The organism is Type-E symbiont of Plautia stali (genome assembly GCF_059731115.1).
This window is the reverse complement of record NZ_AP035907.1, coordinates 446,055-470,848: the sequence shown is the minus strand read 5'-3', so window position 1 is coordinate 470,848 and position 24,794 is coordinate 446,055. Positions and strand designations below refer to the sequence as shown.

General features: G+C 52.1%; 25 protein-coding genes and 2 pseudogenes. 8 read left to right on the top strand and 19 right to left on the bottom strand.

The genetic code is table 11. The features are described from left to right. Positions 1-29 precede the first annotated feature (29 nt). Positions 30-830: a MetQ/NlpA family ABC transporter substrate-binding protein gene (locus tag AC6I8L_RS22110; RefSeq protein ID WP_058962168.1), complete on the bottom strand. Its 801-nt coding sequence runs from the start codon at positions 828-830 to the stop codon at positions 30-32. A 403-nt stretch (positions 831-1,233) separates the two neighbouring features. Here AC6I8L_RS22110 and AC6I8L_RS22105 point away from each other — a divergent pair, with 403 nt between their 5' ends. After that, the gene (locus tag AC6I8L_RS22105) at positions 1,234-1,440 is read left to right on the top strand and encodes a hypothetical protein (protein ID WP_153012345.1); all 207 of its coding nucleotides are present in this window, start codon (positions 1,234-1,236) and stop codon (positions 1,438-1,440) included. Positions 1,441-1,459: 19 nt separating this feature from the next. On the opposite strand, the gene AC6I8L_RS22100 is transcribed toward AC6I8L_RS22105, so the two are convergent. Then, positions 1,460-2,032, bottom strand: coding sequence for a TetR/AcrR family transcriptional regulator (locus AC6I8L_RS22100; RefSeq protein ID WP_034823968.1), 573 nt, complete (start codon positions 2,030-2,032; stop codon positions 1,460-1,462). Positions 2,033-2,122: 90 nt separating this feature from the next. Between AC6I8L_RS22100 and AC6I8L_RS22095 the strand changes: the two genes are divergently transcribed. Next, a complete protein-coding gene (locus AC6I8L_RS22095; RefSeq protein ID WP_479400113.1) occupies positions 2,123-3,019 on the top strand; it encodes an ABC transporter six-transmembrane domain-containing protein in 897 nt (298 codons plus the stop codon). Here AC6I8L_RS22095 and AC6I8L_RS22090 read toward each other — a convergent pair whose 3' ends face one another. Together AC6I8L_RS22090 and AC6I8L_RS22085 are read right to left on the bottom strand one after the other, a co-directional pair. Continuing rightward, positions 3,020-3,808, bottom strand: a complete 789-nt coding sequence (locus AC6I8L_RS22090; RefSeq protein ID WP_058962167.1) for an MBL fold metallo-hydrolase — start codon at positions 3,806-3,808, stop codon at positions 3,020-3,022. It abuts the gene before it with no gap. A gap of 170 nt (positions 3,809-3,978) precedes the next feature. Next, complete coding sequence (locus AC6I8L_RS22085) at positions 3,979-4,311, bottom strand: gamma-glutamylcyclotransferase family protein (RefSeq protein ID WP_058962166.1); 333 nt, start codon at positions 4,309-4,311, stop codon at positions 3,979-3,981. A gap of 156 nt (positions 4,312-4,467) precedes the next feature. Between AC6I8L_RS22085 and AC6I8L_RS22080 the strand changes: the two genes are divergently transcribed. Then, on the top strand, positions 4,468-5,487 hold the full coding sequence (locus tag AC6I8L_RS22080) for an MBL fold metallo-hydrolase (protein WP_058962165.1): 1,020 nt from the start codon (positions 4,468-4,470) through the stop codon (positions 5,485-5,487). 78 nt (positions 5,488-5,565) lie between these two features. Here AC6I8L_RS22080 and AC6I8L_RS22075 read toward each other — a convergent pair whose 3' ends face one another. The 11 genes from AC6I8L_RS22075 to AC6I8L_RS22025 form a co-directional block, all read right to left on the bottom strand. Next, a complete protein-coding gene (locus AC6I8L_RS22075) occupies positions 5,566-6,114 on the bottom strand; it encodes an RNA polymerase sigma factor (protein ID WP_058962164.1) in 549 nt (182 codons plus the stop codon). A gap of 5 nt (positions 6,115-6,119) precedes the next feature. Continuing rightward, entirely contained in the window at positions 6,120-6,554 is a 435-nt protein-coding gene (locus AC6I8L_RS22070; RefSeq protein ID WP_034823957.1) for a hypothetical protein, read from the bottom strand. 220 nt (positions 6,555-6,774) lie between these two features. Then, a complete protein-coding gene (locus AC6I8L_RS22065) occupies positions 6,775-8,061 on the bottom strand; it encodes an MmgE/PrpD family protein (protein ID WP_058962163.1) in 1,287 nt (428 codons plus the stop codon). Beyond that, a complete protein-coding gene (locus tag AC6I8L_RS22060; RefSeq protein WP_058962162.1) occupies positions 8,058-8,981 on the bottom strand; it encodes a serine hydrolase domain-containing protein in 924 nt (307 codons plus the stop codon). The genes AC6I8L_RS22065 and AC6I8L_RS22060 overlap by 4 nt, the downstream gene beginning before the upstream one ends. 35 nt (positions 8,982-9,016) lie before the next feature. Beyond that, positions 9,017-9,781 carry an ABC transporter ATP-binding protein gene (locus tag AC6I8L_RS22055; protein ID WP_058962161.1) on the bottom strand — a complete coding sequence of 255 codons (765 nt, stop codon included), beginning with the start codon at positions 9,779-9,781 and terminating at the stop codon, positions 9,017-9,019. Continuing rightward, the gene (locus AC6I8L_RS22050; protein ID WP_058962160.1) at positions 9,778-10,641 is read right to left on the bottom strand and encodes an ABC transporter ATP-binding protein; all 864 of its coding nucleotides are present in this window, start codon (positions 10,639-10,641) and stop codon (positions 9,778-9,780) included. The genes AC6I8L_RS22055 and AC6I8L_RS22050 overlap by 4 nt, the downstream gene beginning before the upstream one ends. Continuing rightward, the gene (locus AC6I8L_RS22045; RefSeq protein ID WP_058962159.1) at positions 10,634-11,569 is read right to left on the bottom strand and encodes an ABC transporter permease; all 936 of its coding nucleotides are present in this window, start codon (positions 11,567-11,569) and stop codon (positions 10,634-10,636) included. The genes AC6I8L_RS22050 and AC6I8L_RS22045 overlap by 8 nt, the downstream gene beginning before the upstream one ends. Further along, positions 11,566-12,636 (bottom strand): ABC transporter permease, encoded by a 1,071-nt coding sequence (locus AC6I8L_RS22040; RefSeq protein ID WP_058962158.1) that lies wholly within the window; start codon positions 12,634-12,636, stop codon positions 11,566-11,568. The genes AC6I8L_RS22045 and AC6I8L_RS22040 overlap by 4 nt, the downstream gene beginning before the upstream one ends. Before the next feature lie 12 nt (positions 12,637-12,648). Beyond that, the gene (locus AC6I8L_RS22035; protein ID WP_498014746.1) at positions 12,649-14,241 is read right to left on the bottom strand and encodes an ABC transporter substrate-binding protein; all 1,593 of its coding nucleotides are present in this window, start codon (positions 14,239-14,241) and stop codon (positions 12,649-12,651) included. Between the two features lie 17 nt (positions 14,242-14,258). Then, positions 14,259-15,686 carry a M20 family metallopeptidase gene (locus tag AC6I8L_RS22030; protein ID WP_058962157.1) on the bottom strand — a complete coding sequence of 476 codons (1,428 nt, stop codon included), beginning with the start codon at positions 15,684-15,686 and terminating at the stop codon, positions 14,259-14,261. A 121-nt stretch (positions 15,687-15,807) separates the two neighbouring features. After that, the gene (locus tag AC6I8L_RS22025; protein WP_058962178.1) at positions 15,808-16,722 is read right to left on the bottom strand and encodes a LysR family transcriptional regulator; all 915 of its coding nucleotides are present in this window, start codon (positions 16,720-16,722) and stop codon (positions 15,808-15,810) included. A 259-nt stretch (positions 16,723-16,981) separates the two neighbouring features. Here AC6I8L_RS22025 and AC6I8L_RS22020 point away from each other — a divergent pair, with 259 nt between their 5' ends. Further along, entirely contained in the window at positions 16,982-17,554 is a 573-nt protein-coding gene (locus AC6I8L_RS22020) for a flavin reductase family protein (RefSeq protein WP_058962156.1), read from the top strand. 11 nt (positions 17,555-17,565) lie between these two features. On the opposite strand, the gene AC6I8L_RS22015 is transcribed toward AC6I8L_RS22020, so the two are convergent. After that, the gene (locus AC6I8L_RS22015; RefSeq protein ID WP_058962155.1) at positions 17,566-18,012 is read right to left on the bottom strand and encodes a DUF4174 domain-containing protein; all 447 of its coding nucleotides are present in this window, start codon (positions 18,010-18,012) and stop codon (positions 17,566-17,568) included. A 307-nt stretch (positions 18,013-18,319) separates the two neighbouring features. Here AC6I8L_RS22015 and vapB point away from each other — a divergent pair, with 307 nt between their 5' ends. Together vapB and AC6I8L_RS22005 are read left to right on the top strand one after the other, a co-directional pair. Next, on the top strand, positions 18,320-18,550 hold the full coding sequence (gene vapB, locus AC6I8L_RS22010) for a type II toxin-antitoxin system VapB family antitoxin (RefSeq protein ID WP_045815538.1): 231 nt from the start codon (positions 18,320-18,322) through the stop codon (positions 18,548-18,550). Further along, a complete protein-coding gene (locus AC6I8L_RS22005; protein WP_045832538.1) occupies positions 18,547-18,963 on the top strand; it encodes a type II toxin-antitoxin system VapC family toxin in 417 nt (138 codons plus the stop codon). Before vapB ends, AC6I8L_RS22005 begins: the two co-directional genes overlap by 4 nt. A 125-nt stretch (positions 18,964-19,088) precedes the next feature. Here the strand turns inward: AC6I8L_RS22005 and AC6I8L_RS22000 are convergent. Then, positions 19,089-19,290 (bottom strand): annotated as a pseudogene (locus tag AC6I8L_RS22000) (helix-turn-helix domain-containing protein); the annotation flags it as partial. 100 nt (positions 19,291-19,390) lie between these two features. Next, positions 19,391-20,923: an IS3 family transposase gene (locus tag AC6I8L_RS21995; protein WP_498014742.1), complete on the bottom strand. Its 1,533-nt coding sequence runs from the start codon at positions 20,921-20,923 to the stop codon at positions 19,391-19,393. Positions 20,924-21,278: 355 nt separating this feature from the next. Between AC6I8L_RS21995 and AC6I8L_RS21990 the strand changes: the two genes are divergently transcribed. Then, positions 21,279-22,763, top strand: a complete 1,485-nt coding sequence (locus AC6I8L_RS21990; protein WP_058961012.1) for a sensor domain-containing diguanylate cyclase — start codon at positions 21,279-21,281, stop codon at positions 22,761-22,763. Positions 22,764-22,809: 46 nt separating this feature from the next. Here the strand turns inward: AC6I8L_RS21990 and AC6I8L_RS21985 are convergent. Next, positions 22,810-23,154, bottom strand: a pseudogene (locus tag AC6I8L_RS21985) (Xaa-Pro aminopeptidase); the annotation flags it as partial. 292 nt (positions 23,155-23,446) lie between these two features. Here AC6I8L_RS21985 and AC6I8L_RS21980 point away from each other — a divergent pair. After that, positions 23,447-24,439, top strand: coding sequence for a sugar phosphate isomerase/epimerase family protein (locus AC6I8L_RS21980; protein ID WP_058961014.1), 993 nt, complete (start codon positions 23,447-23,449; stop codon positions 24,437-24,439). The last annotated feature ends 355 nt before the right edge of the window (positions 24,440-24,794 follow it).

Here is a 24,794-nt window from a genome sequence, read left to right as displayed (position 1 = left end):
CGCCTGTTGCGCGGCTTATTAAGCGGCTATTACCAACCCTTAATAATGTCGCCTTTGTAAATCTCGTTAGCTTTATCCAGCACTTCCTGCGACTGGAAAGCCTCTTTCAGCTTCTGCACATTCGCGCTGTCTTTGTTATCTTCGCGCGCCACAATCGCATTCACATACGGCGACGCTTTGCCTTCCATAAACATGCCATCCTTCGACGCGGAGAGGTTAACCAGCGCGGCAAAGTTGTTATTGATGATGGAGATATACACCTGCGGATCGTCGAGAGTGCGGGCCAGTTGCGGGGTATCCACTTCAACGATTTTAAGCTTCTTCGGATTATCCGTGATATCCAGCGTGGTAGGCAGCAGGCCGGCTTCAGGTTTCACCTTGATTAGTCCCTGAGCTTGTAACAGCAGCAGGCTGCGACCGAGAGTGGTCGCTTCGTTAGAGATGGTGATGGTCGCGCCATCTGGCAGTGCATCGAGCGCTTTGATCTTGCGGGAATAGCCGGCAATAGGGAACACAAACGTGTTGGTGACCACGTCGAACTTATAGCCACGCTCTTTCGACTGCATCTTCAGATAAGGCAGGCTCTGGAAGGCGTTGGCATCGACATCTTTATTGAACAGGGCTTCGTTCGGTTGTACATAATCGTTAAATGCCACCACATCGACATCCAGATGATATTTATCATGAGCGACCTGTTTAACGGTCTGCCAGAGCGCTTCGTCAGGACCGGTGTTAATGGCGACTTTGATGGCATTGTCTTTGTTGTTGTCGCAGGCGCTCAGCAGTGAAACCGCAGCGGCGAGAAGGGTGGTAACGAGTAATTTGTTCATAGTACGAGTCCCTGGGTAACGTAGGAGACGGACTATAATATACGTCTGGACGTCTGTACATCCGTGATTGATTCGTTCGTCGAAATTTCGTCCGGTCTAAAAAGCACCGATGTATAGCAAATAATAATTAATATCGGTGAGTGACGTTGTGCGTTGTTGATATATCCAGCAAGCAATCATCAAGAAAACCCGCAGTTTTTACGTTTCGCTTTAAGGGTAAATTGCACTCTTCAGAGCTGAGATCGATCTCATTAATCAGAGAATCTGCGGGTTTTAAAGCGGGTGACCGCAATCCTTCATCGGATTTTTTGCAGATTGTAATATTAATATAACTGCATTGTGCATCAAGAGACTTACAAGATAATCTGTTGAAGCAGATTATCTTGTTATAGATCGGGAGAAGATGATGGAGTCTGTTAAAGCGTTGGATATGGAGCAGTTAAACTCGTTTCTGAGTAGCGGTAAACACCCTTCAGTTATTATTGGCTTCAATTTAACCAGTGATGCGTTTTTCAATATGGCAGCATACTGGCGTGAACGCGGCGTCACGATTGAAAAACACGATAACTATTTTGTCGCCAAATCGGACAGTTCAGTGACCACGTCCTGAATCGAAAAATTTCTATTATTCAAAGCGCGAGTTTAATAAAGGCATGCAGATCGCTGATTGCCTGTTCCCGCGCTTCAGCTTCCTGCACCACAATGAGTAAATCCGCATAGCCGTTCAGCATAGCACTGAGCTGCCGCGCTACCTGTTCTGCATCAGCCTGACGAAAAACACCTGCATTTATCCCATCACGTATGATGTCGGTCATCAGTGCATGCCACTGCTTTGTTACCTGAGTGGCCAGTTCGGCATAGTCGACTTCCGTAGTGGCTTTTCGCCAAAGTGAGCTGTAAAGCTGCCATACCGCATCCGGTTCCAGCGGCAGATAATCGGCAATAAAGGCTTCCAGTCTTTCATGAAAGGGCAGCATTCCAATTTGCTGCGTAAATTCCTGAAGATCTTTTTGTGCGAAGCGCGCGCACGCCTCCAGACTCAATGACGCCCAGCCTGAAAAGTAGTGATAAATGTGGCTACGGGATAATCCCAACTGTGTCGTCAGTTCGCGGGTTTTCACATTCTCTAAACCTTTTTCGATGAACAGTGCCACCGCTGTATCCAGAATCTTTTCACGCAATTCTGCTGTTGTCTCTTTCATCACCACCGCCGTTGACTTTGAGCAAGTGCTCAAATACACTTTTGCCACTTTTGAGCAACCGCTCAAAAGTATCAATTTGAACGTAATCTAATGCAAATCATACCTGAAAATATATCAAGCGGGGCCTCACGCAGCGCCCTTAATACACTGAAAGTGCTGGCGAAACGTAATAAGAAAAAATTACTGCTAACCCTGATGCTGGTGATCGCTGAAAATGTGGTTTACCTGCTTTACCCGTTGCTGGCGGGTTTCGCGATCAACGCCATCATGCATGGCAACGCACTTCACGGCCTGTTTTATGCCGGTTTAGTGATGATTATGTGGTTGATTGGCGCAGCGCGCCGCACCATGGACACCCGCACTTTTGCACGCATTTATGCCGGTCTGGCAGTGCCCGTGATCCTCGCTCAGCGTGAAGAGGCGCACAGCCATTCCGCCATTGCGGCAAGGGTGACGCTTTCACGCCAGTTTGTGGATTTTTTTGAAACGCATCTTCCGATGTTGATCACCTCCGCGGCCTCGATGTGTGGTGCCGTGGTGATGTTACTCACCATTGAACCCTGGGCCGGATTGGCGTGTTTAGCGGTTTTGCTGCTGTTTGCCGGATTCTTGCCGGGCTACACACGAAAAAATGAATCGCTTATCGGGCGGATGAATGATCGACTGGAGCGGGAAGTGGGTTTTGTCAGTACCGCAGGCAAACAGAAGCTTAATCGCCATTATCACTTTCTGGCGCAAGTGCGGATTCGTTTGTCTGACCGCGAAGCGATTGGCTATTTGTCGATTGGTATTGCCTCCGCACTGCTGTTTGGCATCACGATCAGCGTGATGGCGTTAAAAGGCGGTATGAGCGCAGGCCATATTTATTCGGTCATGACCTATTTATGGATGTTTGCCATGAGCCTTGATGATGGCCCGTCCTTGCTGGAAAAGTATTCTCAGCTAAAAGAAATCGGTAAACGGGTGAATACCGGGCTGGCAGGTTAATTATTGCAGGCAGCGGATATAACGTTTAGCTGCCTGTCTGACAATGGATTGTGCCTGCTGTGTCATTTCCCGACCGGCAAAAGCGCCATAAATCTGCGAGAAGGTGACCTTATCCAGTCGGTGAATCAGCTTATTCACCGTAGCTGCTGAAAGCGGCAACATGTTGGGATAGCTCCACATAAATGACACGGAATTTGCACCGGGTGTCACTTGCACAACATCACCACTCAACAGCACGCCATCATGTTGCGACCAGTGCAGTACACAGCCTCCTTTAAAATGCCCACCCAGGCGTAATAACGTGACATCGGGCAGTAAATCCAATTCGTCACCTTGCCAGAGATGAATATGCGAGCTCTGGCGCATAATCCATTCCCGATCATCCTCATGCAAATAGATGGGCGCATCAAATGCCGCAGCCCAGTCTTGCATGGTGCTGTAGTAATGGGGATGAGAAATGGCAATGGCATCAATACCGCCGAGTGCGTGTATCAATGATTCCGTGGCGTCATCCAGATTCGCAATGCAGTCCCAGAGAATATTCCCCTGCGCGCTTTGCAGTAAAAAAGCACGTTGGTTGATGGCGAAACTCGGGACAGTTTGCAGGCTGAATAATCCCTTTAGATGCTGCTGCCATTTATTTTGATGTGTGGCACGCAGAGCCGAGAATGCCAACCATTGCTGCCCTTTGACAGGCACAAACTGCCGATCGTCTTCGCAAATTTTGCAATTTGAGATGCCTGGATCATCTTCATAAGAAGTACTGCAGGCGGTGCAGAGTTTGCTCATCTGAATGCTCCTTGATGCGGTTTGCATTCATTTTAGCCTGGCTTATTAAGTGCGAGCGTGCTGCAACCCATACCGCAGAGAATACCTGTGCCACAGTAGCCAGATGTATTCTCATTTCGCAAGGTATCGTGGGTATTGCGCTTGCTTTGGCTGGAAAAGAGCAGGGCAGATTAGGCCTGTGGCGGCTGTAACTGATAAATCCACGCTGTGATTTTCTCTCCTTCGAGGGTGGTGACTTCAACATCAACACGATCATAGCCCTCCTCGAACTCATCCAGCATTGGCCAGTGCGCGGTCAGATGCTCTGAGAAGAAGAGTGAGCCTTTGACAAGGCCCGCATTGTTGTCCAGCACAATGCCGGGAAAATCCGCTGCCGCGCCCCAACCGCGTTCATAGAAGATGCCGTTGACCGTTCCGGGCAGCCACTCTCCACCGATACTGTCCAGAATATGCGCATTTGAATGACCTGGTTGCAAGGTGCCGTATACAAATAAAGGTTTCATTTTCCCTCGAAAAATCAAACAAAAGAGTGACTTTAGCGCTCAGGAAATGAAAAGTCATCTGAAGGTTGAATATCATGACCAGACCGCCCGTTATGCCATATAGGGTTCACTAAAACACGGTATTGTGAGCCATCGTATCCGGCCAGGAAAAGATCAATGTTGAATTGTTCAGGCATCTCCCGCAGTGCCATCAAGGGTTATCCGCAATCCGCACAGTTCGATGGCAAGCGTTTCACCAATGCTGCTCCCCGGCAGCCGTTGAAATTCAGCGAATATATGAAGATGTTCTGGGATTTGGCGTTCAACAAGCCAAAAGAAACGGTACCTCAGCAGCAATTACCTGTGCAGCCCATCACGTCCGAGGCGCTCGCCATTGCAGCCGACAACAGTGTGTTTCGACTGGGGCATTCATCGCTGCTGCTCAAATTGAAAGGCAAGTATTGGCTTACTGATCCAGTATTTAATCTGCGAGCGTCTCCCTTTAAGTGGCTCGGGCCAAAGCGTTTTCAGGCTGCACCCATCGAGCTGAGCGATTTACCGCCTATTGAGGGCATTATTTTATCCCATGACCATTATGATCATCTGGATTACCAGACGATCATGCAGTTGAAAGATCGTGTTCGCTATTTCCTCGCTCCGCTGGGCGTCGGCGATTTGCTGGCGAAGTGGGGAGTGGCTGAGGAGAAGATCACCCAACTGGATTGGTGGCAATCTACGGAGGTGGGCGAGGTGCATTTTGTCGCCACACCGTCGCAGCACTTTTCCGGACGTGGTTTGTTTGACGGCAATAAACGTTTGTGGTGTTCATGGAGCATCATCACCGATGAATTTCGTTTATTTTTTGGCGGTGACTCCGGCTATTTTCCGGGCTTTAAAGAAATCGGTAATAAATACGGTCCATTTGATGTTGCCTGCCTTGAAAATGGGGCTTATGACAGCCGATGGGCGGATATTCACATGATGCCAGGGGATACCATCCGTGCGTTTCAGGATCTAAAGGGAAAATGGTTAATGCCCATTCATAACGCGGCCTTCGATCTTGCTTTCCATCACTGGAATGACCCCCTGATACAAATAGCGGCGCTGGCGCGTGAGCAAAAAATTAAATTATCTTTACCGGTCATCGGACAAGCCGTGAACATTGTGCAACCAAGGGAAGAAGCGGTCTGGTGGTAGCTGGAAATATAGGCTGCTATTTACGATAAGTAGCAGCCATTCTGTTTACGATTCAGTCAGTAAAACGCCATGTTTTCATTACTCAGCGGTAAGCTCATCATAAAGACTGCGCAATCGCGTACGCAGAGAAAGCACCGCTTTGTGTTTGCGTGATAACAGCGCCTGGACGCTGATGCCGCTCTCTTCAGACAGCTCGTTGTAGCTGTAACCCAACAACTCCGTTTTTTCGAACACTTTGCGCTGAGCGAGTGGCAGTTCCGCTAAGGCTTCCTCCAGTTCTTCCCATAGCAGTGCTTTGAGATACTCATCTTCCGGCGTTTCCGGCACGCCAAATAGCGTTTCAGCCAGCTCATCTTCGGGAAAATCCGCCTCCTCATCGCCGTTCATCAGATCGGCTAGCGGCAGTTCACGCTTCTTTCGCGCCCGGTCGGTCATTTCATTGCGTGCGGCACGGAATAACCAGGCCGCGACATTTTCCACCGGTTGCTCAACCTGCATGAGCTTATAGGTCACTTCCTGCAGGATATCGTCGGCATCTTCACGGATCGAGGTGCGGCCGCGAATAAATGCGCTCAATTTTGCCCGACAGGCGTTCAACGCGGACATCAGCAGAGAATCCTGCGCCATGTCGTTTACTCTGCGTCTGACGATTTAGCGGGAGCCTCGTCGGAGGGTGAGCGCGCATCATCGCGACGGCCATGCCAGTCACAGCGATCGCGGCGTCCACGGTGCGAACGTTCACGGCGGTGTTGCATAAACTCTTCGCGCTGTTCTGGGGTCATCTGCATCCAGCGTTCGTGCATGCGACGACGTGCCATACCGAACATGCCGGGGCGGAAACCTAAGCCACCAAACAGTATGCGGCACAATACCAGTAGCCCGATCGCCTGCCAGAACCCAATCGCCTTCACGCCGATGATGGCTGGCAGCACGGCATTCCACAGCGACATCACCAGCAGCCCAAGTGCCGCGATGATCACCACGCCGAGCAACAAGGGTTTCATCATGCGATGACCACCAAAATGGTGGTCACGGCGGTGTTGTCTGCGCATATCGAAATCTCTCATTGTTGTTATTCCTCATTACAGTAGCCGATATTGGCTCGTACTGAGGTAGACGAATGAGCGATGTGAATATTGCCAAAGAAGTGAAAATATTTTCCGAGCTTATAAATTTAGCGGTGATTCGGTGTTGTTCTACCGATCCGATTCACCGCTGCTCCCGAAGCGTATTCTCCTGCGATGAACGGGATCCATCCAACGATGGCTGCTACCCATACTGTCAGGGTTAAACCATAAGCTGACGTATAAACGTTAAATCAGCTTGCTGCGCTAATTCCTTCAGGCGCTGATAAAGCAATTCTGCCTGGGGTAGCGCTGCACAACAATCTAAGAACTTTGCCTGGCGATCGTCGGTGCTGAAAGGTTCGTCTAACGCACCACGCGCCCGCAATCTGGCGTGGACAATTTCCTGACCATTCCTGAAACGCAAAGTGAGGATATGCGGCAAGTTTCTGTCTTCAGCCTCCTGTTCCGCTGTCCAGGGCGCAAGGGTAATCATCGCCAACAGTTGTGCATCTGCCTGTTGTTTTACGCTGGCGGCGGTAAAGTCCTGCACGCTCAACGTGCCATTCCTGAGCATCATGGCAACGCAATATTGCATTGAGAAGCGCGCTTGCATTTCATCCTTCGGCTGGTGGTAGGCAAGATTGCGCCAGTTGGCGATCCCCACCTGGCAGTGCACGCTTTCAATGTCGTCAATCTGCAATGTTTGCTGTTGCTGGATATCGGCAATCGCATCGAGAATGCGGTGGGTAGACCCGCAGCACGGATATTTTTTCGGCATCACACCGATTTGTTCAATGACATGCTGCTCAGCGCCGGGCAGCGACGGTTGGCTTAACAGACCGGCATAGAGTTCCGCAAAACCCTGTGCGCACTCAAGAATATCCAGACGACCTTGCATGCCGGTTTGCGCCAGCGTCGCGGCTTCAACGGCATTGCGCGCCGCCATTCCGGCATGAAACGGTTTCAGAGGCGTGCCAAACTGGCCTTTGACCCCACTGGCCAGACTTACCGCAATGCTCAACGTACGGGCAATCCCTGCTGCATCCTGGCCGAGCAGGGCAGCAACACCTGCCGCGCTGCCAATGCAACCCACGGTGGATGTACCATGCCAGCCAGCAGTGTAGTGCTGATAGCCGATGGCTTCGCCTATATAGGCTTGTGCCTGCAGACCAATTAAATAAGCGTGTATCAACGATGCGCCGTCGCTGTTTTGCGCCACGGCCAGCAGGGCCGGTACCAACACGGCCGATGCGTGACTCATGCCCGGTGCAAAGTTGTCGTCAAAGTCGATAGCGTGAGCGGCCGTGGCGTTGAACAACGCATCGAGCGCCTGGCTACGGGGTATCTGAGGCCATGCCTGCTGCACCGCCTGGGTAGAAAAGTCGCTACGGCCAGCTACCATGCAACCCAGGGAATCAATGATGGCGTCAATCGCCAGTTCACGAGCACGAAGAGTAAAGGGCGGTGGATTGGCACACCACTGTGCCAGAGATTCGATGAGCGTCATGATGATGTCTCCCTGTCCAATACGGTGAGCAGCCTGTGCAACAACGAGCCAATCTGGAAACGATTCACCTCTTGCCCCGGTGTGCGGGTGTCAACACGATGTACGATCACCCTATTCTGTTGCGGCATCACCAGGCAGAAGTGACCTCCTGCACCACGCGCTGAGTAACTGCCCGCTGGCAGGATCACCTCTGGCCAGGCCACGCCATCGCGCGTGATCCACCACATATTGCCGTAGCCCCCGCGATCGCCCGCATGCGAAACAGGCAAGGTGCTGGTGCGAACCCACTGTTGCGGGATGATTTGTCGATCGCCCCAGCGCCCCTGCTGCAGAAAGAGCTGGCCGAATCGCAGCAGGTCGCGACTTGAGAGCGTAAAGGGATAGGCAGGGTGATCAGAAAATTCTCCGGGTTCCAGCCAACTGTCCTGATCAACGCGATAATCCTGCATCCCCAGCGGGTCGGCAATGCGCTGCGCAAACGCCTGGTTGATCTCCTCTCCCGTGAGCTGACGGTAGGCACTGCCCAGCACATTAAAATCCCAGTTGCTATAGCACCAGTTCTCGCCTGGCGCATGCAGGTGGCGCGGGGGTTTAATACGCTGCATCCAGGCGGTTTCATAGTTCGCCGGATGATAAATGCCAGAACGGGCGGTCAACAGATCGTATAGCGTGGCCTGTTTCTCGCTGACGCTCAGTCCTTCACGGTCATCGATTCCCAGCGTCTGCAAGGTTAAGGAGAGATCAAAACGGCCTTCTGCCACTGCGCAGCCGATCAGCGCACTAAGAAAGCTTTTGCGCATCGAGTGGCAGGGGTAACGCTGGGCAGCATCGCCGTAACTGAACAGGATTTCATCACCCTGCGCCACCAGCAGCACGGCAGTGGCCTGGCCTTCAAGTTGTTGCTGAAGTGATTCAAACATGGCAAAGCCTCATCGTTTTAGTGTGGATCAGAGGTTCACGCCTCACTCGCCGCCAGAAACTCGCGGGTATAGATTTCCCGTGCTCCGCCCTGACGCACGCTATCCGCACTGAGTTCTTCCAGCAATTTGCCGTGATGCATGATGCCGATGCGACGGCAAAGGTGTGTCACGACCGCCAAATCATGCGTCACCATTAAATAAGTGAGGCTGCGCTGCCGTTGCATGCTGCTGAGTAAATTGAGGATTTCAGCCTGAACTGAGACGTCCAGTGCTGAGGTCGGCTCATCCAGTAACAGCACGGAAGGTTCCAGAATGAGGGCCCGCGCGATGGCCACACGCTGACGTTGACCACCAGAAAGTTGATGGGGATAACGATAACGGTAGGCATTGGAAAGTCCGACCGCATGCAGCACATCGCTGATGCGCGCTTCATGGTGGTCCATAGCATGCAGCTTCAGCGGTTCACGCAGACTGGCCCACACCATTTTTCTCGGATGGAGCGAGGCGTAAGGGTCCTGAAACACCATCTGCACCTGGCGATAAAAGGCTTTATCTCGCTGCGGCTGCTGTTCACGATTATTGAACAGAATATGGCCCTGATAATCGTGATTCAGGCCAGCCAGTGCGCGTAAAATGGTGGATTTTCCGCAGCCCGATTCCCCAATCAGGCCGTAACAATCTCCTTGTGCCAGCGTCAGGCTAACGTTATCAACCACCTGTCGCCGATGTGCTCCCTGACCGAATGCGATACTGACATCCACCATTTCAATGCTGCGTTGTGCGGTTGGAATGGGATTCATAATGCGACTCCATCACGAAAACAGGGGCCGGTGAGCCAGCTGGCATCTCGGGTCGGCACACGCAGCGTATCAAGGGGATGATGCAGACGTGGCTGACTGGCAAGTAATGCCTGCGTGTAAAGATGCTGCGCCTGTTCCAGACGTTCGGCACGAATCTCTTCGACAATACGCCCGGCGTACATCACCAGCACGCGATCGCAGAAACGAGAGACCAGATTAAGGTCATGACTGATAAACAGCAGGCCGGTTTGACGCCGCGCCAGCTGTTCATTCAGGATGTTCAGCACCTGCTGGCGCACCGTCACGTCCAGTGCGGAGGTGGGTTCGTCGGCGATGATCAAATCCGGCTCGGGGATCAGCATCATCGCGATCATCACGCGCTGGCCCATACCGCCAGAAATCTCGTGGGGATAGAGGCGTGCCACTTTCGCCACGTCGCGAATATGCACCGATTCCAGCATCGTTAGCGCGCGATCTCTGGCTTCGCGTTTACTCACCCGGCGATGCAACCTGAACGCTTCCGCCACCTGATCGCCAATGCGCATTAGCGGATTAAGCGAGAAGCGGGGATCCTGCAGGATCATTGAAATACGATTTCCGCGAATCTGGCGCATCTGCTTTTCACTGCTATTGAGCAGATCAATATCACCGAAATGCATCTGATCGGCGGTGACGCGACCGATTTTGGGCGTCAGCTGTAGCAATGCACGGCAGGTCTGTGATTTTCCCGAACCGGATTCACCGACAATCGCCACTTTCTCACGTCCAACATGAAAAGAGACGTCACGTACCGCGCGGTGCTCCCCGTGCGCGCTGCGAAATACGATATTGAGGTTTTTCACCTGAAGCAGATTATTCATGGCGGATATCCATTACGTCGCGCAGGCCATCACCCAACAGGTTGAAGGCGAGACTGGTGAACAATATTGCTAATCCAGGGATGGCAGCGATCCAGCCATTGTTCAGCATGAACTCGCGGCCGGAAGCCAGCATTGCGCCCCATTCCGGACTAGGCGCTTGAGCGCCAAGCCCCAGGAAACCCAGTCCAGCGGCGGTAAGGATAATCGCCGCCATGTTAAGGGTGACGCGCACGATGACAGAAGGCAGGCACATGGGGATGATATGTCGCACGATGATGTGCCAGGCGGATGCCCCTTGTAAGCGTACCGCCGCGATGTAATCCATCTTACGGATGGCCAGAGTTTCGGCGCGCGCAAGGCGGGCAATCGGCGGCCAGGCGGAGAGAGAAATCGCGATGATCGCATTCTCGATGCCTGGCCCCAATGCCGCGACAAACGCCAGCGCCAGAATCAAACTGGGGAAGGCAAGGAAGATATCCACCAGACGCATGAGCAGCGTATCGACCCAACCGCCGAGATAACCTGCACTGGTGCCGACCAGTAAGCCAATCGGTGTGATGATCAGCGCGGTTAAGCCTGCGATATATAGTGTGATGCGCGCGCCATACAGCAGACGGCTGTAAATATCTCGTCCCAATTCGTCGGTGCCCAGCCAGTGCTCAGCAGAAAACGGTTGCAGGCGGAAGGCGAGGTTTTGGGCATAGATATCGTGAGTGGCTAACCAGGGCGCGAACACCGCCGCGCCAGCAATCATCAACAGCACCAGCAAACCAAAGAGCGCTGAGTGGTTAGCGCAAAAGCGTTGCCACTGAATCCATAACAGCTGCATGTGCGCCTGAAACGGTGACTGTGGCGCAGGATCGCGCAGCCAGGCGCGTAAGTGACGCGAAGGATTAACGCGCATCGATTTGTTGACGGAATCGGTCATGCTTCCTCCTGACGCGTGCGCGGATCGAACAGACGATAAAGCAGATCGCACAGCAGATTGATTGCGACAAAAATTGCGCCGATCAGCAGTGTGCAGCCCACCACCGCATTCATATCGCCCGCCAGCAGTGCGTTGGTCAGATAGCGGCCAAAACCGGGCCAGGCAAATACGGTTTCGGTGAGTACCGCGCCTTCCAGCAGCCAGGCCCAGGAAAGGGCCACCACTGTCAGCGTGGGCACGGCGATATTGCGCAGAGCATGCACCCAAACACATCGCGCCCACGACAAACCCTTCACGCGAGCGGTAATGATGTATTCCTGCGACAGTTGTTCCAGCATGAAGCTACGCGTCATACGGCTGATGTAAGCCAGCGCGCTCAAGCCAAGAATCGACGCGGGCAAAATGATGTGACCAAACACGTTGCGGAACATTTCCCAGTTTCCGCTCAGCGCGCTGTCGATCAGCCAGAATCCCGTCACCGGATGTAAATCGAACTCGTAGATAAAATCGATGCGTCCTGGTCCGCCAATCCAGCCGAGCGTGGCGTAAAACAGCAGCAATCCCATCAGACCCAGCCAGAAGTGCGGGGTGGAATAGCTGAGTAGCCCCACGAAGCGGATCAGATGATCGAACCAGGTGTTGCGGTACATTGCCGCCAGCACGCCCGCCGGAATACCGAAACCGACGCCGATAATGGCCGCCACGGTGGCCAGTTCCAGCGTAGCGGGGAAGACGCGCGCGATATCTTGCGCCACCGGATGGCTGGTGGTCAGAGCGATACCAAAATCGAGGTGCAGCAGTTGCCAGACGTAGTCGGCAAATTGGTGCCACAACGGTTGATCCAGCCCCAACTGATGAAACATCTTGTCGTAGGCTTCCTGACTGGCGTTATCGCCGATGATCGCGACCACCGGGTCGATAGGCAGTAAGCGACCAATAAAGAAGGTCAGGGCCGCTAACCCCAGTAGCGTGCAAACAATCGAGATAAGCCCACGAGCAAGGCGTCTTATCAGACGCCAGCCAGCGGAAGGGGGGTTGTGTGCAACGGGTATCATGACCTGTGACATCTGCCACCTCCGTTATTTACTTGCGGCACCGTACCAAACGCGAAAACCGTTCCAGGTCCAGTTTTTCACCGTGGGGCTAATTCCCGCGGTGTTGTACATCTGGAACATGATCGCCATAGGCCCTTTTTGCATCTGCTCTTTCTGCAGATCGCCATAGAGTGCAGCGCGTTTGGTGTCATCCGGTTCTAACAGTGCGGTTTCTACTTTCTGATTCATCTGCGGATCGTAATAAGCGGCACGCCAGCTTGGATATTGCGTGGCACGCGCTTCTTTACGATTGTCAGGGTTATAAACCAGACGCGAGGCATTGCCGTAGGCATCGGGCACCGAGGTTTGCCACGCCATCATTGCGCTCTGGAATTCCCGGCCACGTACCCGGCTGAACAACTGCGCGTTAGCCATGCGTTCCAGATTGAGTTTCACGCCGATTTTGGCGGCATTCTGCTGTACGCTTTGCGCGATTGGCGCCGAATGCGGCAGGGTGCCAAACAACACCGCCGTACTGAAACCATTGGGATAACCGGCTTCCGTCAGCAACTGTTTGGCTTTATCCAGATCGAGATGGAAAGGCTGACCTTGTTTGGCATCCAGCGCACCAAACGACCCTTGTTGAACGAAACTGGCGCGCGGCACGCCGAGATAAGGCATGACGCTCTTCGCTAACCCGTCGTAATCGATCAGATAGCGCATAGCGAGACGGACTTTTTCGTTTTGGAAAATGGGGTCTTCATTATTGAAGGTCCAGAAAAACAGCTGTGGCTTCAACACTTTTTCCACTTTCACTTTGCCGCCCTGATCCAGCGTTTTCAGATCGTCAGCTGAGAGATCGCGAGCGATATCCACATCGCCCTGCGTCACCAGCAGACGCTGAGTGCCGGTTTCAGCCACATGACGAATCAGAATGCGCTTCAGTACCGGCGCTTTTCCCCAGTAGTTTAGGGTGGCCTGGAGCACCACACCTTCACCGGCATTCCAGCGCACCAGTTGATAAGGCCCAACACAGGCGGTATGAGTGGAAAGGTATTTGTGACCCAGATCGCCATCCACTGCCTGTTTTTCGACTTCTTTGCGGTTAAGCAGGGAAGAGACGTTATTGGCGGCAATCGCCTGCAACACCAGATTGGTGGGATAAGCTTTATCGAAGCTCATCACCAGCGTTTTGTCATCGGGCGCGCTAATGCGTGAGTCGACGTTATCTTTATCAAAGCCATACTCCTTGATAGCGGCTGCATTGCCGTAGCCCAGTTTCACTACGCGCTGCATCGACCACGCCAGGTCGCTGGCAGTTGCGGCTGAGCCATCGGCAAATTTCAGGTTGTCCTGTAAATGAAAGGTGATGGTCTTGCGATCGGCAGAGACATCCCAACTTTTGGCCAATGCGGGATCGAGTTGCGTTTCATCACTGACACGAAAATCAACCAGTGTGTCACAGGTGTTTGAATAGATTTCACTGGTGACCACTTCACCAATCTGCGCCGGATCCCAGGTACTGATGGCATCAATGTTCCACGCCATCACTAAAGAATCGGCGGGCGTTGCGGCCTGTGCTGAAGCGCAGCAGGTCGCTGCCAGCGTCAATGCGGCAGTTAACATCTTGTTTTTCATCTATCTCTCCTGAGGCGTTACAGAGTATCCGGGCGCGGCTGAATGGGTGGTTTCACCTCAGCTGGAATAGGGCAGTGATAGGGTTTTTCACTGACCTGCTCGAAATGGGCTTTCTTCATCTGGGCCATCAGTATTTTGTCGGTTAGCACGTCCACCGCCGTCGCGGCCATGACTTTCGCGACATGGCCCAGCGCTTTGTGTGCGGCCGGCATTTTGCCTTGCGCGGTCAGTTGCCATGAGTGACCAGGGGTTCCAATAGCCATGGTGGGTACGTGCGCCTGCACTGTCGGGATCACCCAACTGACATCACCGACATCGGTCGAGCCAATCATGACCTCTCCGTGGGTATCGAGCGGAATGATGTAATCGCTGAGGGGTTTAGGATCGGCGGGTTTCACACCGGTTTTGCGGTAGCAGTTATCAATCTCTTCCGCTGTTAGCGTGGCCTGAATTTCAGCTGCAAAGGCGAGGTCAGCCTGATCAAATGGCACCGGACCAAGCGCTTCCAGATTCCGCTGCATCGCTTCTTCTAACGGACGATTGCCAAGCAGGTTGGATACCGCGCTCATGATGCTGATATCCACTTCGGTATCGGTCATGATGGCGGCACCCTGAGCCACGCGCTTGACCCGCTCATTCAGTTCAAACATCGCGTGGACATCGCGCGAGCGAATGGCATAGCGCACGGTAGATTTTGCCTGTACCACATTGGGAGCCACACCACCGGCATCGAGGAAGGCGTAATGGATGCGGGAATCTTGCGGCACGTGCTCGCGCAGGAACTGTACGCCAACGTTCATCAATTCGGCGGCATCCAGCGCACTGCGCCCAAGATGTGGTGAAGCCGCAGCGTGTGATGAGCGGCCACGGAAAGCGAAATCCATGCGGGTGTTAGCGAGAGAAAGCGGTTTCGCCACTTCATGATGCGCGCCTGGATGCCAGGTGATGGCGACATCGACGCCATCGAATGCGCCAGCACGCGCCATAAAGGATTTGGCCGCACCGCCTTCTTCTGCCGGACAGCCATAATAACGAACGCGGCCCGGTGTGCCGCTCTCTTCAAGCCAGGACTTCAACGCAGTAGCCGCCAGCATGGCAGCCGATCCCAGCAAGTTATGCCCGCAGCCATGACCATGGCCGTTGCCCGGCAGTGGAGAATAACGCGCCACGCCTGCTTCCTGACTCAACCCTGGCAAGGCATCATATTCTCCGAGGAAAGCGATGATGGGACCGCCTTCACCGGCTTCACCCATCACCGCCGTGGGGATATCGGCCACGTTTTCTGTGACGCGGAATCCTTGCTGTTTTAGCATCGCGGTGTGTTCAGCCACCGAACGATACTCGGTATAGCAAATTTCCGGCATGCCCCAGACGCGATCGCTCAGTTCACAAAATACCCCTTGATATTCTTCTACCCACTTCCAGACTAACGCTTTGTTTTCCATGATAGTCCCCAGCTTGATTGATCAGGTTTTCGTCTCTCTGAAGCCCCAGCATGGAGTAAATCATCAGCGTAAGGCCAATGAGCAATTCACACTCCCCATTCCAAAACGGCATAGTTTTATGTCAGGCCGCATTAGCCGTCTCGCTGGCACATGCTCGCAGCCACAGTTGTTCAGCCTGAGAATTTTGCAGAATCGGTTGACGATAGAGCCGAATCGCCAGCGACATATCCCAGCTGCTGTCATCGGCGCGCACTAAACTGCCGCTGGCCAGTTCTTCATGTACCAGACTCAGAGGCAACCACGCCACGCCGCCACCGGCCAGGACCATGGCTTTGAGATTCACCGACATACCATTTTCATATACCGCTTCAAGAGGAAGCGGGCGTTTGCTGAGCATTTGCGCCAGCGCATGAGCAAAGAAGGTATGTTGTCCATAGCTCAACCACGGAATCGGACCGCCATCCGCGCGCACCGGATAGAGTGGCTTGCCACTGCTATCCGGGCGACACACGGCAATGGCACGCTCACGGCCCAGTTGCACCATGGGATACGCCGCCAGCTGATGTATTAGCGACACCGCATCGTGCGCGTAAGTCAGTAGAAAATCGGTTTCACCGCTGTGTAAGGTGGAGATGTGCTCAGCGAAAGTCGGTTTTTGATTACACAGGCGGATATAGCTGAGATTGGGCTGCAGATTTAATCGCTGTATCCAGTCAGGGAAGAACGTCAGAGAAAGGGTATTTAGCATCGCAAAACGTAACACCGCAGTGCGCGAACTGTAGCGCTGGTGCAGATCATTGCGCAGATGCGACATGGAAAATACCGTTTCGCTGGCGGTTGCGAGGAAGGTTTGTCCCTCTGGCGTGAGCGTAACCGGATAGGTTTTACGATCGAATAACGGCACACCCAGCCACTCTTCCAGTTGCCGGATGCGCCGACTGAGCGCCGATTGCGTGATATGCCGCTCATCCGCGGCACGGGTAAAACTATAACAGCGTGCAACACTGAGAAAATCTTCAAACCATTTCAATTCCATAGCAAAGACCTCTTTGGATGAATGGGAAAGCAACGTCAGCGGTGGGAAACCTTTTGTTACACGCAAGAAACGCGCCATGCTGAATTACAGCGTTACAGGCACTGGCACAGCCATGACGCCGTCATAAACGCTTAAGATGGAGCAACCACTGCACTCGTGGGGTGCAGTGGATTTGCCCTGATGATGGCTGGAGATTGGCAAAGTCGAATTGACCAGGCGACAATAAAGGCCTTTGAAATTTGAGCGATGAAATGAATCTATGAATGCCAATATTGAATCTGTTGAGCTGGAAAAAGCCTATCGCCTGATCAACCATGGCCCAACGACCTTGGTTTCCTCCCGCCATGACGGGATTGACAATGTGATGTCTGCATCCTGGGTATGTGGATTAGAGTTCAAACCGGCAAAATTGACGGTTGTGCTGGATAAATCCACCTTCACGCGTAAGTTGATTGAGCAAAGCCTGAAATTCGTTATACATGTCCCAACCGTCAGCCAGGCGCAGATGGTTCATTATCTCGGTACGCATTCCCGCACTGAGCAGTCAGATAAGCTAGCCACAGCTGGCGTCGAGTTCTTCCAGTTACCGGAAAGTCATCTCCCTTTGGTGGTTGGCTGTGCGGCTTGGTTGTACTGCGAGTTGATACCTATCGAACAAAATCAGATCGACCACGATTTGTTCATCGGTGAAATCAAGGGTGCCTGGGCGGATAGCCGGGTGTTTAAAGAAGGGCGCTGGTTATTCGAGGACGCACCAGACGAGATGCGCAGTTTGCATTACATCGCCGGGAAACGTTTTTATAAGACGGGCTCACTGCTGGACGTCGAGTGAACCCGTCCAATTCATTCATTGAGTTTGGCCTGGCGCATGGGCATTTTATCAATGGTTGAGAGCAACACCTCAGTATTCAGAGGTGTTGTTTCACGTAGTTTCATTCCACCATCTTTTCCAACCAGCACCACTTCAAATCCTTTCGGATTGAGTTGCTTACGCAAAGTGCCATTGGCTGTGGGTGAAGTATCACTGAACACAATGATATCGCGATCGGCCAGTTCCGCTTTCTGCTTCTCCAGCATCGCCATCTGCGCGACATAAGCAGGATCTGTTTTTGATGGGGCAAAGATCACCAGAGGGCGGTTGTGCCAGCGATATTGAGTGAGGTCTGAGACCTTCGGCGATAAAGGCTGGAACAGGGGCTCTTCAGCCGCACGAACGTTGTTAAGGCTCATTATTGAACAAATGGTCAACAGCAGCAGTGGCGTCTTCAGCAGTAAACTCGTCTTCGACATGATGGTTTCCCCGGCAGGTTAAAGATCGCGTACTACCAAGGTTAGTGGAACCGTGCGCGTGCGTAAGTTACTTCACGTTTCTTTACCCACAGTGGTAAAAATGAAAACAAGAAATGTCTTTCGTGTTGCTAATGTCACCCGGAACTTAAGGCTTCGTATGTCACATTCTGATGTTTTTCTAAAGAAGAGAACAGGGCATATACATATGTCAAAGCTGGGCATATACTAGACATATGCTGAGTGATAAAGCTCAAAACATAAAGCCGGAGACGGCACCGTGCCGGAAGTCCGTTCAGGAGGATTGATCATGCGAACTGTTTCTGTATTTAAAAATGGCAATAACCGCGCCATTCGCTTGCCACGCGATATGGATTTTGAAGGGGTGAGTGAGTTAGAGATTGTCCGGGAAGGTGACAGCATCATACTGCGTCCCGTACGGCCGACCTGGGGCTCATTTATGCAGCTTGAGAAAGCGGACCCGGATTTTATGATGGATCGCGGGGATGTTGTCAGTGATGAGGGAAGATTTGATCTGTGAACAAAACCTACATGCTGGATACTTGTATCTGTTCGTTTATTATGCGCGAGCAACCGGAGGACGTGATCAGACGGCTTGAACAAGCGGTGCTGCGCAACCATCGCATTGTAGTTTCGGCTATTACTTACGCAGAAATGCGCTTTGGTGCTATTGGAAAGAAAGCCTCGCCGCGTCATGGTCAACTGGTTGACGAATTCTGCGCCCGACTTGATGCGATTGTGCCCTGGGATCGGGCGGCGGTGGACGCCACTGCTGTAATTAAGGCCACCCTAAGCGCAGCCGGAACACCGATAGGCCCAAATGACACGGCGATTGCCGGCCATGCCATTGCGGCCGGCGTTATCTTGGTGACAAATAATACCAGGGAATTTGCGAGGGTACCGGGTTTGGTGCTGGAAGACTGGGTGAAGTAAGCCGCTTATCAATCTCGGAAAGTACCTGAAGCATTTCTGCGGTAATTTGTGGGCAAAACCCACGTAATTTACACGTAGCAGCGTCAGGATGTGGTGGCGCAGACTCTCATCGATGCGATGTGTGCCGGGCTTTCCACGCCGTGCATCGGTTAGACCGGCTGCACCAGACTCGCGGTAGCGCGCAAGCAGACGCCGGCAGTGGCGGTCCATGAGGCCAAGTCGTTGTGATGCAAGCGAAGTGGTGAGCCTGCCATCAATGACATCCTGCAGGATCTTGAGGCGGTCAACTTCATTCATCGTAAAGCACTCCGAACCGTAAGCCGTCATCAGTTGCGTCCTCAGCCGGGAAACCCTGAAAAAAAGGACGATAAAGCGGACCTCTCAAAATAGCCAGAGGGGGGTGCGGACGATTTCCTGGACTGATTTATTATAATAACCCCAGTTTTTGCCGGTACATATCTGGACTCACTCCACCCAGCGACAGCTTGATCCGATGACTATTGTACCAGCGGATGTAACCATCCACCTTCTTCATGAAGTCTTCAAGCGTTACACCAGACCAGTTGCGACCATAATACATCTCGTTTTTCAGCCGCCCGAAGAACCCTTCACATGCCGCATTATCTGGCGAGCACCCTTTACGAGACATTGAACGAGTGAGCCCCGAGGAGGATATTTGCTGTAACCACCCCGGCCACCGGTAATGCCCGCCACGATCGCTATGTATGATCGGGCGTTCGTTGGGTTGTAGCGTCTCGATCGCACTTTCCAGCATGCTGTTTGCAAGCATTGCGTCTGGCCTTGTGCCTACCGACCAGCTAACCACTTTACCGTCAAAGCAGTCCACCACCGGTGACAGCCACACTTTACCCGCAGGCAGCTGGAACTCCGTGATATCCGTCAGCCACTTCTGATTGGGCAGCACTGCATTAAAGTCTCTCGCAAGAAGATTATCAGGGGCTGGGCCGATTTCTCCACAGTACGAGCTGTAGCGTCGGCGGCGTGCTTTGCTCACAACAAGTGTTTCTTCTGACATCAGCCTGCGTACGACTTTTTCAGAGAGCCGGACGCCTTCATGACGGAGCATGGCGTGCAGGCGGCGGTAGCCGTAACACCGGTAGTTGGTGTGGAAGAGACCGGCCAGGGTCACACGAACAACAGCGTGCTTATCACCGGCCTGCAGCGCAGCGCGGTGATAAAAATAGCTGCTACGGGCGAGCCTCAGTGTGCTTAGCAGCGCCGACAGCGGATATGTTTCTCTCAGGGCATCAGCGACCTTAGTCTTTTCCCTGTTTGTCAGGAGACCTGCGCTGATGCCCGGGTCTTTTTTTATTATTTCATCCGCTTTCTTCAGGATATCGTGTTCCATCTGTAACCGCTGGATTTCCTGCCTGAGCCTGTCCCGCTCATTTCGCAGCTTATCGATATCTTCTGTTTCGGATGCTGTTTTGAGTTTGCGCATTGAACGATAGGCCTCGTCACCAACAAGTTCATCCTTCCACATATACAACAGTTGGCGGCTGACACCCACATGCTGAGCGATTTCCCGGGCGGGTTTGTTACGCGTGCACAGCTCACCAACGGCTTTACGCTTAACCTCTGATGTAAAGGGCGCTGCAGGATTTGAGGTGCTGGTCATGATACGACGCTTTCCCGGCAGAAGTTCATCCAGCCAGCAGTTGAGTATTGCGGTGCAGGGGTAGCCCAGCTCACGGCACGTGAAGGCCAGGCAACGCCCGTGTGTTAGATAATGATCAATAGCAGCCTGTTTTTGCGCAGTGGAGTAGCGTGGTTTGCGCTTAACACTCTTTATAGTACCGTCACCTGCCTTCCATGCTTCTATCCAGCGTCTGAGATGACGTTCTGTGGGATAACCCAGCTCACGAACAACGGCTACGATCTTTTTGCCATATTTAAAGTACAGCTCGATTGCACGAAGGCGATCCGCTTCGGAATACATAACTTATCTCCTGAGAGTCCAGGAAATCGTCCGCACCCCCGAGGCGGACATCTGAATTTAGCCACTACAATCAAAGTGCGCATAATCATGATTATGTTAAATTGTATGTTTTGATGCACACCACACATCATGCTGGGCTTTCTGATGCTCACTTCTACGGCGCCAATTCTCGCTCATCAGATTTATTCCACAAATGCATAAAATTTTCTTTACTCAGCTTATGACAGTTACATGAATCCTGTAATATCCCTATCCACTCTGCCCACCTTTTCAGCATGCACAAAGAGTATCAATGCGTAAAAGTGTCCTCTCAGATAGCACCCCTCGTCTGCTAAAGACTTCTCTTGGAAGAAGTATGGCCGTATTTCTGCTTTCCATCAGTTTACTGGTGGTGGCTATTAATGCCTGGTCTCTTTGGCACTCCTGGCAGCAACACCTGACAGAAAAAGAAGAGGATGCACGCAATCTCTCGCTCTCATTAGCCAAACAAGCTGAAGATGCCTTTTTACAGGTTGATATTACCCTCGCGGATGCTGTGCGCCAGTTACGTCAAAACGGCAACAGCTTTGCTGCAACACCGCAGTTCCTGCATCAAATCAAAGACCAGCAAAGCAAGCTCCCTCAGCTGCACGGACTGTTTGTTTACGATACCAAGGGACATTGGGTGGCTTCATCGGGCAACTTCACGCCAACCAATGCCAGTAACGCCGATCGTGATTACTTTGTCTGGCATCGGACGCATCCCAGTCTGGATATCCATATCAGCCATGTCATCCGCAGTCGCTCCACCGGTGATCTGGTGATTCCTGTTTCGGTACGCCTAAATGATAATGCGGGGAATTTTGCTGGTGTCGCCCTTGCGACGGTCAAAGTGGATTATTTCCGGCAGTACTACAGCTACTACACGCTTGGCGATAAAGATGCGTTGGGATTGATCCTGGCGGATGCCACGGCCCTTTATATTCGCCCTTTTCCTGACTCTTATATTGGCCGGACCCTTTCCGGCAGCCCGCTGTTTCAAACCGAGCTTAAATCGGCGTCGAGCGGCAGCGCGACCTGGCGTTCGACGCTCGACGGTGTTGAACGTGTGTTCGGCTATGCTCGACTAGAGCGTTATCCACTGATTGTGACGGCTGGCTATGACCGTGACCGGCTTCGCATGGAGTGGATGACGGCCAACCTGACGAATGTTTTGCTCAACATTGTGCTGCTCTTAACCATTACCGGCATGGGCGTCTTTGTATTGCGTCAGGTGGGTACCAATGTGCGTAATCAAATTGAACTGACCCATGTTCGTGATGAACTGACCACCATCAACCATACGCTGCAATCCCTGGCGTTGGTCGATGGTTTGACCGGGCTGGCGAATCGCCGTCAGTTCGATGCTCTGCTGGAGCAAGCCCTGCTTCGTTCAGAAAAGCACGCTGAGCCGCTCTCGCTGGTGATGATCGATATCGATTATTTCAAACGCTATAACGACACCTACGGGCATGTTGCGGGTGATGAGTGTTTGCAGGATGTCGGCCTGGCGTTAAAGGATAGCGTGCATTATCAAGGCGATATCGTGGCACGTTATGGCGGTGAAGAGTTTGCGATCATTCTGCCCAGCACCTCAGCCTTTGATGCCAAAAAAGTGGCTGAGCGCGCGGTCAGATTTGTTGCAGAAACCGGCATTGCACATGAAAGCTCAGATGTTCCAGCTGGCGTAGTGACCATCAGCGCTGGCTACAGCACGCTGACGTCAACTGGTAAAACAGGCGAAGCAGACCAGCTGAAACAGGACGCCGACAAAGCTCTTTATCTGGCAAAACGCAGCGGGCGTAATCAAATTAAGCCCTGATGTTCGCTATCAGTGCGCTCTATTTCTTCACGCTGAGAGACAGGTGGTTAGGCAGCGAAAACAACGGGCAGTGAAGCAACGTGACAGATACGCGTGAAAAGCGAGCCAGTTTGAGATTCTCATTCCCGAGAATAGCGGTACATTTTCCATTGGCATCAACGATCAACAGCCCCTCTTCAAAACGCGGGATAAACCCTGTTAAGTATTCAAAATTCCCGCCGTGTTCTTTGTCTGCATAAATGACCAGCGCATCAAAACCGCCGTCGACCATCCCTTGTATAACCTTATTTTTTCGCTCCAGCATAGTTTCGTCGGAGAGAAAAACGGGTTCAACCTGGGTAAATTTTATCGGTGCTTTAGTCGGGCCAAGCTGAATTGGGGGAGACATCATGATGAATGACCTCAGGTTAACGTGTTTAAGGCTGGAGTGGCGGAAACTGATTGCCGCAGGATTAAGCAAGGTAGCACCTGTTGATTTTAATTGTGCACGGATAATGTCTTTCCCGATTCCTTTATCACTTCAGACACACAAATTTTGTGTGAGGCCACCCTCAATTTTTTCACTCAATGCTGGTTAAGCAAGAAGCTCAAGGCGCAGAATGGAATATATAACCGTTAGTGAATATATATTCATACATTATTGTAGCGCCTCGGATTACCCTAATCCCTAAGGAGAATGTCTTATGAGTGGTTACACCTACCCGAAATTTGGTGCCGGTTTGTGGCATTTTGCTAACTACATAGATCGTTATGCCGTCGACGGATACGGTCCGGCGCTCAGCACGCTAGACCAGATCAAACTGGCTGGCAGTGTTGAAGACTTATCGTATGTTGATGTGCCCTATCCCTTTACTGAAGGTGTTACCGTTGCTCAGGTTAAAGAAGCCTTAGGCCAGGCTGGGCTGAAAGCGATTGGCGTGACGCCTGAAATCTATCTGCGCCGCTTTTCTCGCGGTGCCTTTACTAATCCTGATCCCGCACTGCGCAAACAGGCCTTCGACCTGATGCATGAAGCGGCCACAGTCGTGCGGGAATTGGGTGCTAATTATGTGAAAATCTGGCCGGGACAAGATGGATGGGATTATCCCTTCCAGGTTGATCATAAAAATCTTTGGAAACTGGCGGTTGATGGCATGCGCGAACTGGCGAGTGCCAATCCTGATGTCAAATTTGCCATCGAGTATAAACCGCGTGAACCACGCGTTAAAATGACCTGGGATTCCGCTGCACGCACCTTACTAGGGATTGAAGATATTGGACTCGATAACGTCGGCGTGTTGCTGGACTTTGGCCACGCGCTATTTGCCGGTGAATCACCAGCGGACTCAGCCCAGCTGATTATTGATCGTGGAAGACTGTTTGGGATGGACGTGAACGATAACTTACGTGGTTGGGATGACGATCTCGTTGTCGGCACAGTGCACATGACAGAAATTTTTGAGTTCTTCTATGTGCTCAAAATCAATAATTGGGATGGCGTATGGCAACTGGACCAATTTCCCTTCCGCGAAGACCATGTTGAAGCCGCCAATCTGTCGATTCGATTCCTGAAGCATATTTACCGTGCCCTGGATAAGCTGGATATTGCCGCATTGCAAGCGGCGCAAAGTGAACAAAATCCACTCAAAGCCCAGAAAATCATTCAAAATGCGCTGTTAAGCAGTATTGAAGACTAGCCATGTAGTGCCCGGCACTTTTTTGCCGGGCAACCCTATAACCTCCGCTCGCCACCACCAAAATCAATAAACCCTGCTAATATGTAAACCCACTAAAATGTAGGGCTTCATCACATTTATCTCGCGAATCAGTCCAATTCTTCGTTTAAGCCATATCCAACTAGCAAAACACATAAGTGGATCTAAATTTTCATCTCAAAGTAATTCCATTGTTCACTTTTGTTTATTATATTAGCGATACTTTAACGTGGATAGGTTGAGGTATACCGTGTATTTATCAAGGAAATCAGTTATTAGCAGTGCGATATCTGATGGCGTACTTAATAAGAGAACGCATAAAATCTGCAAAATACTT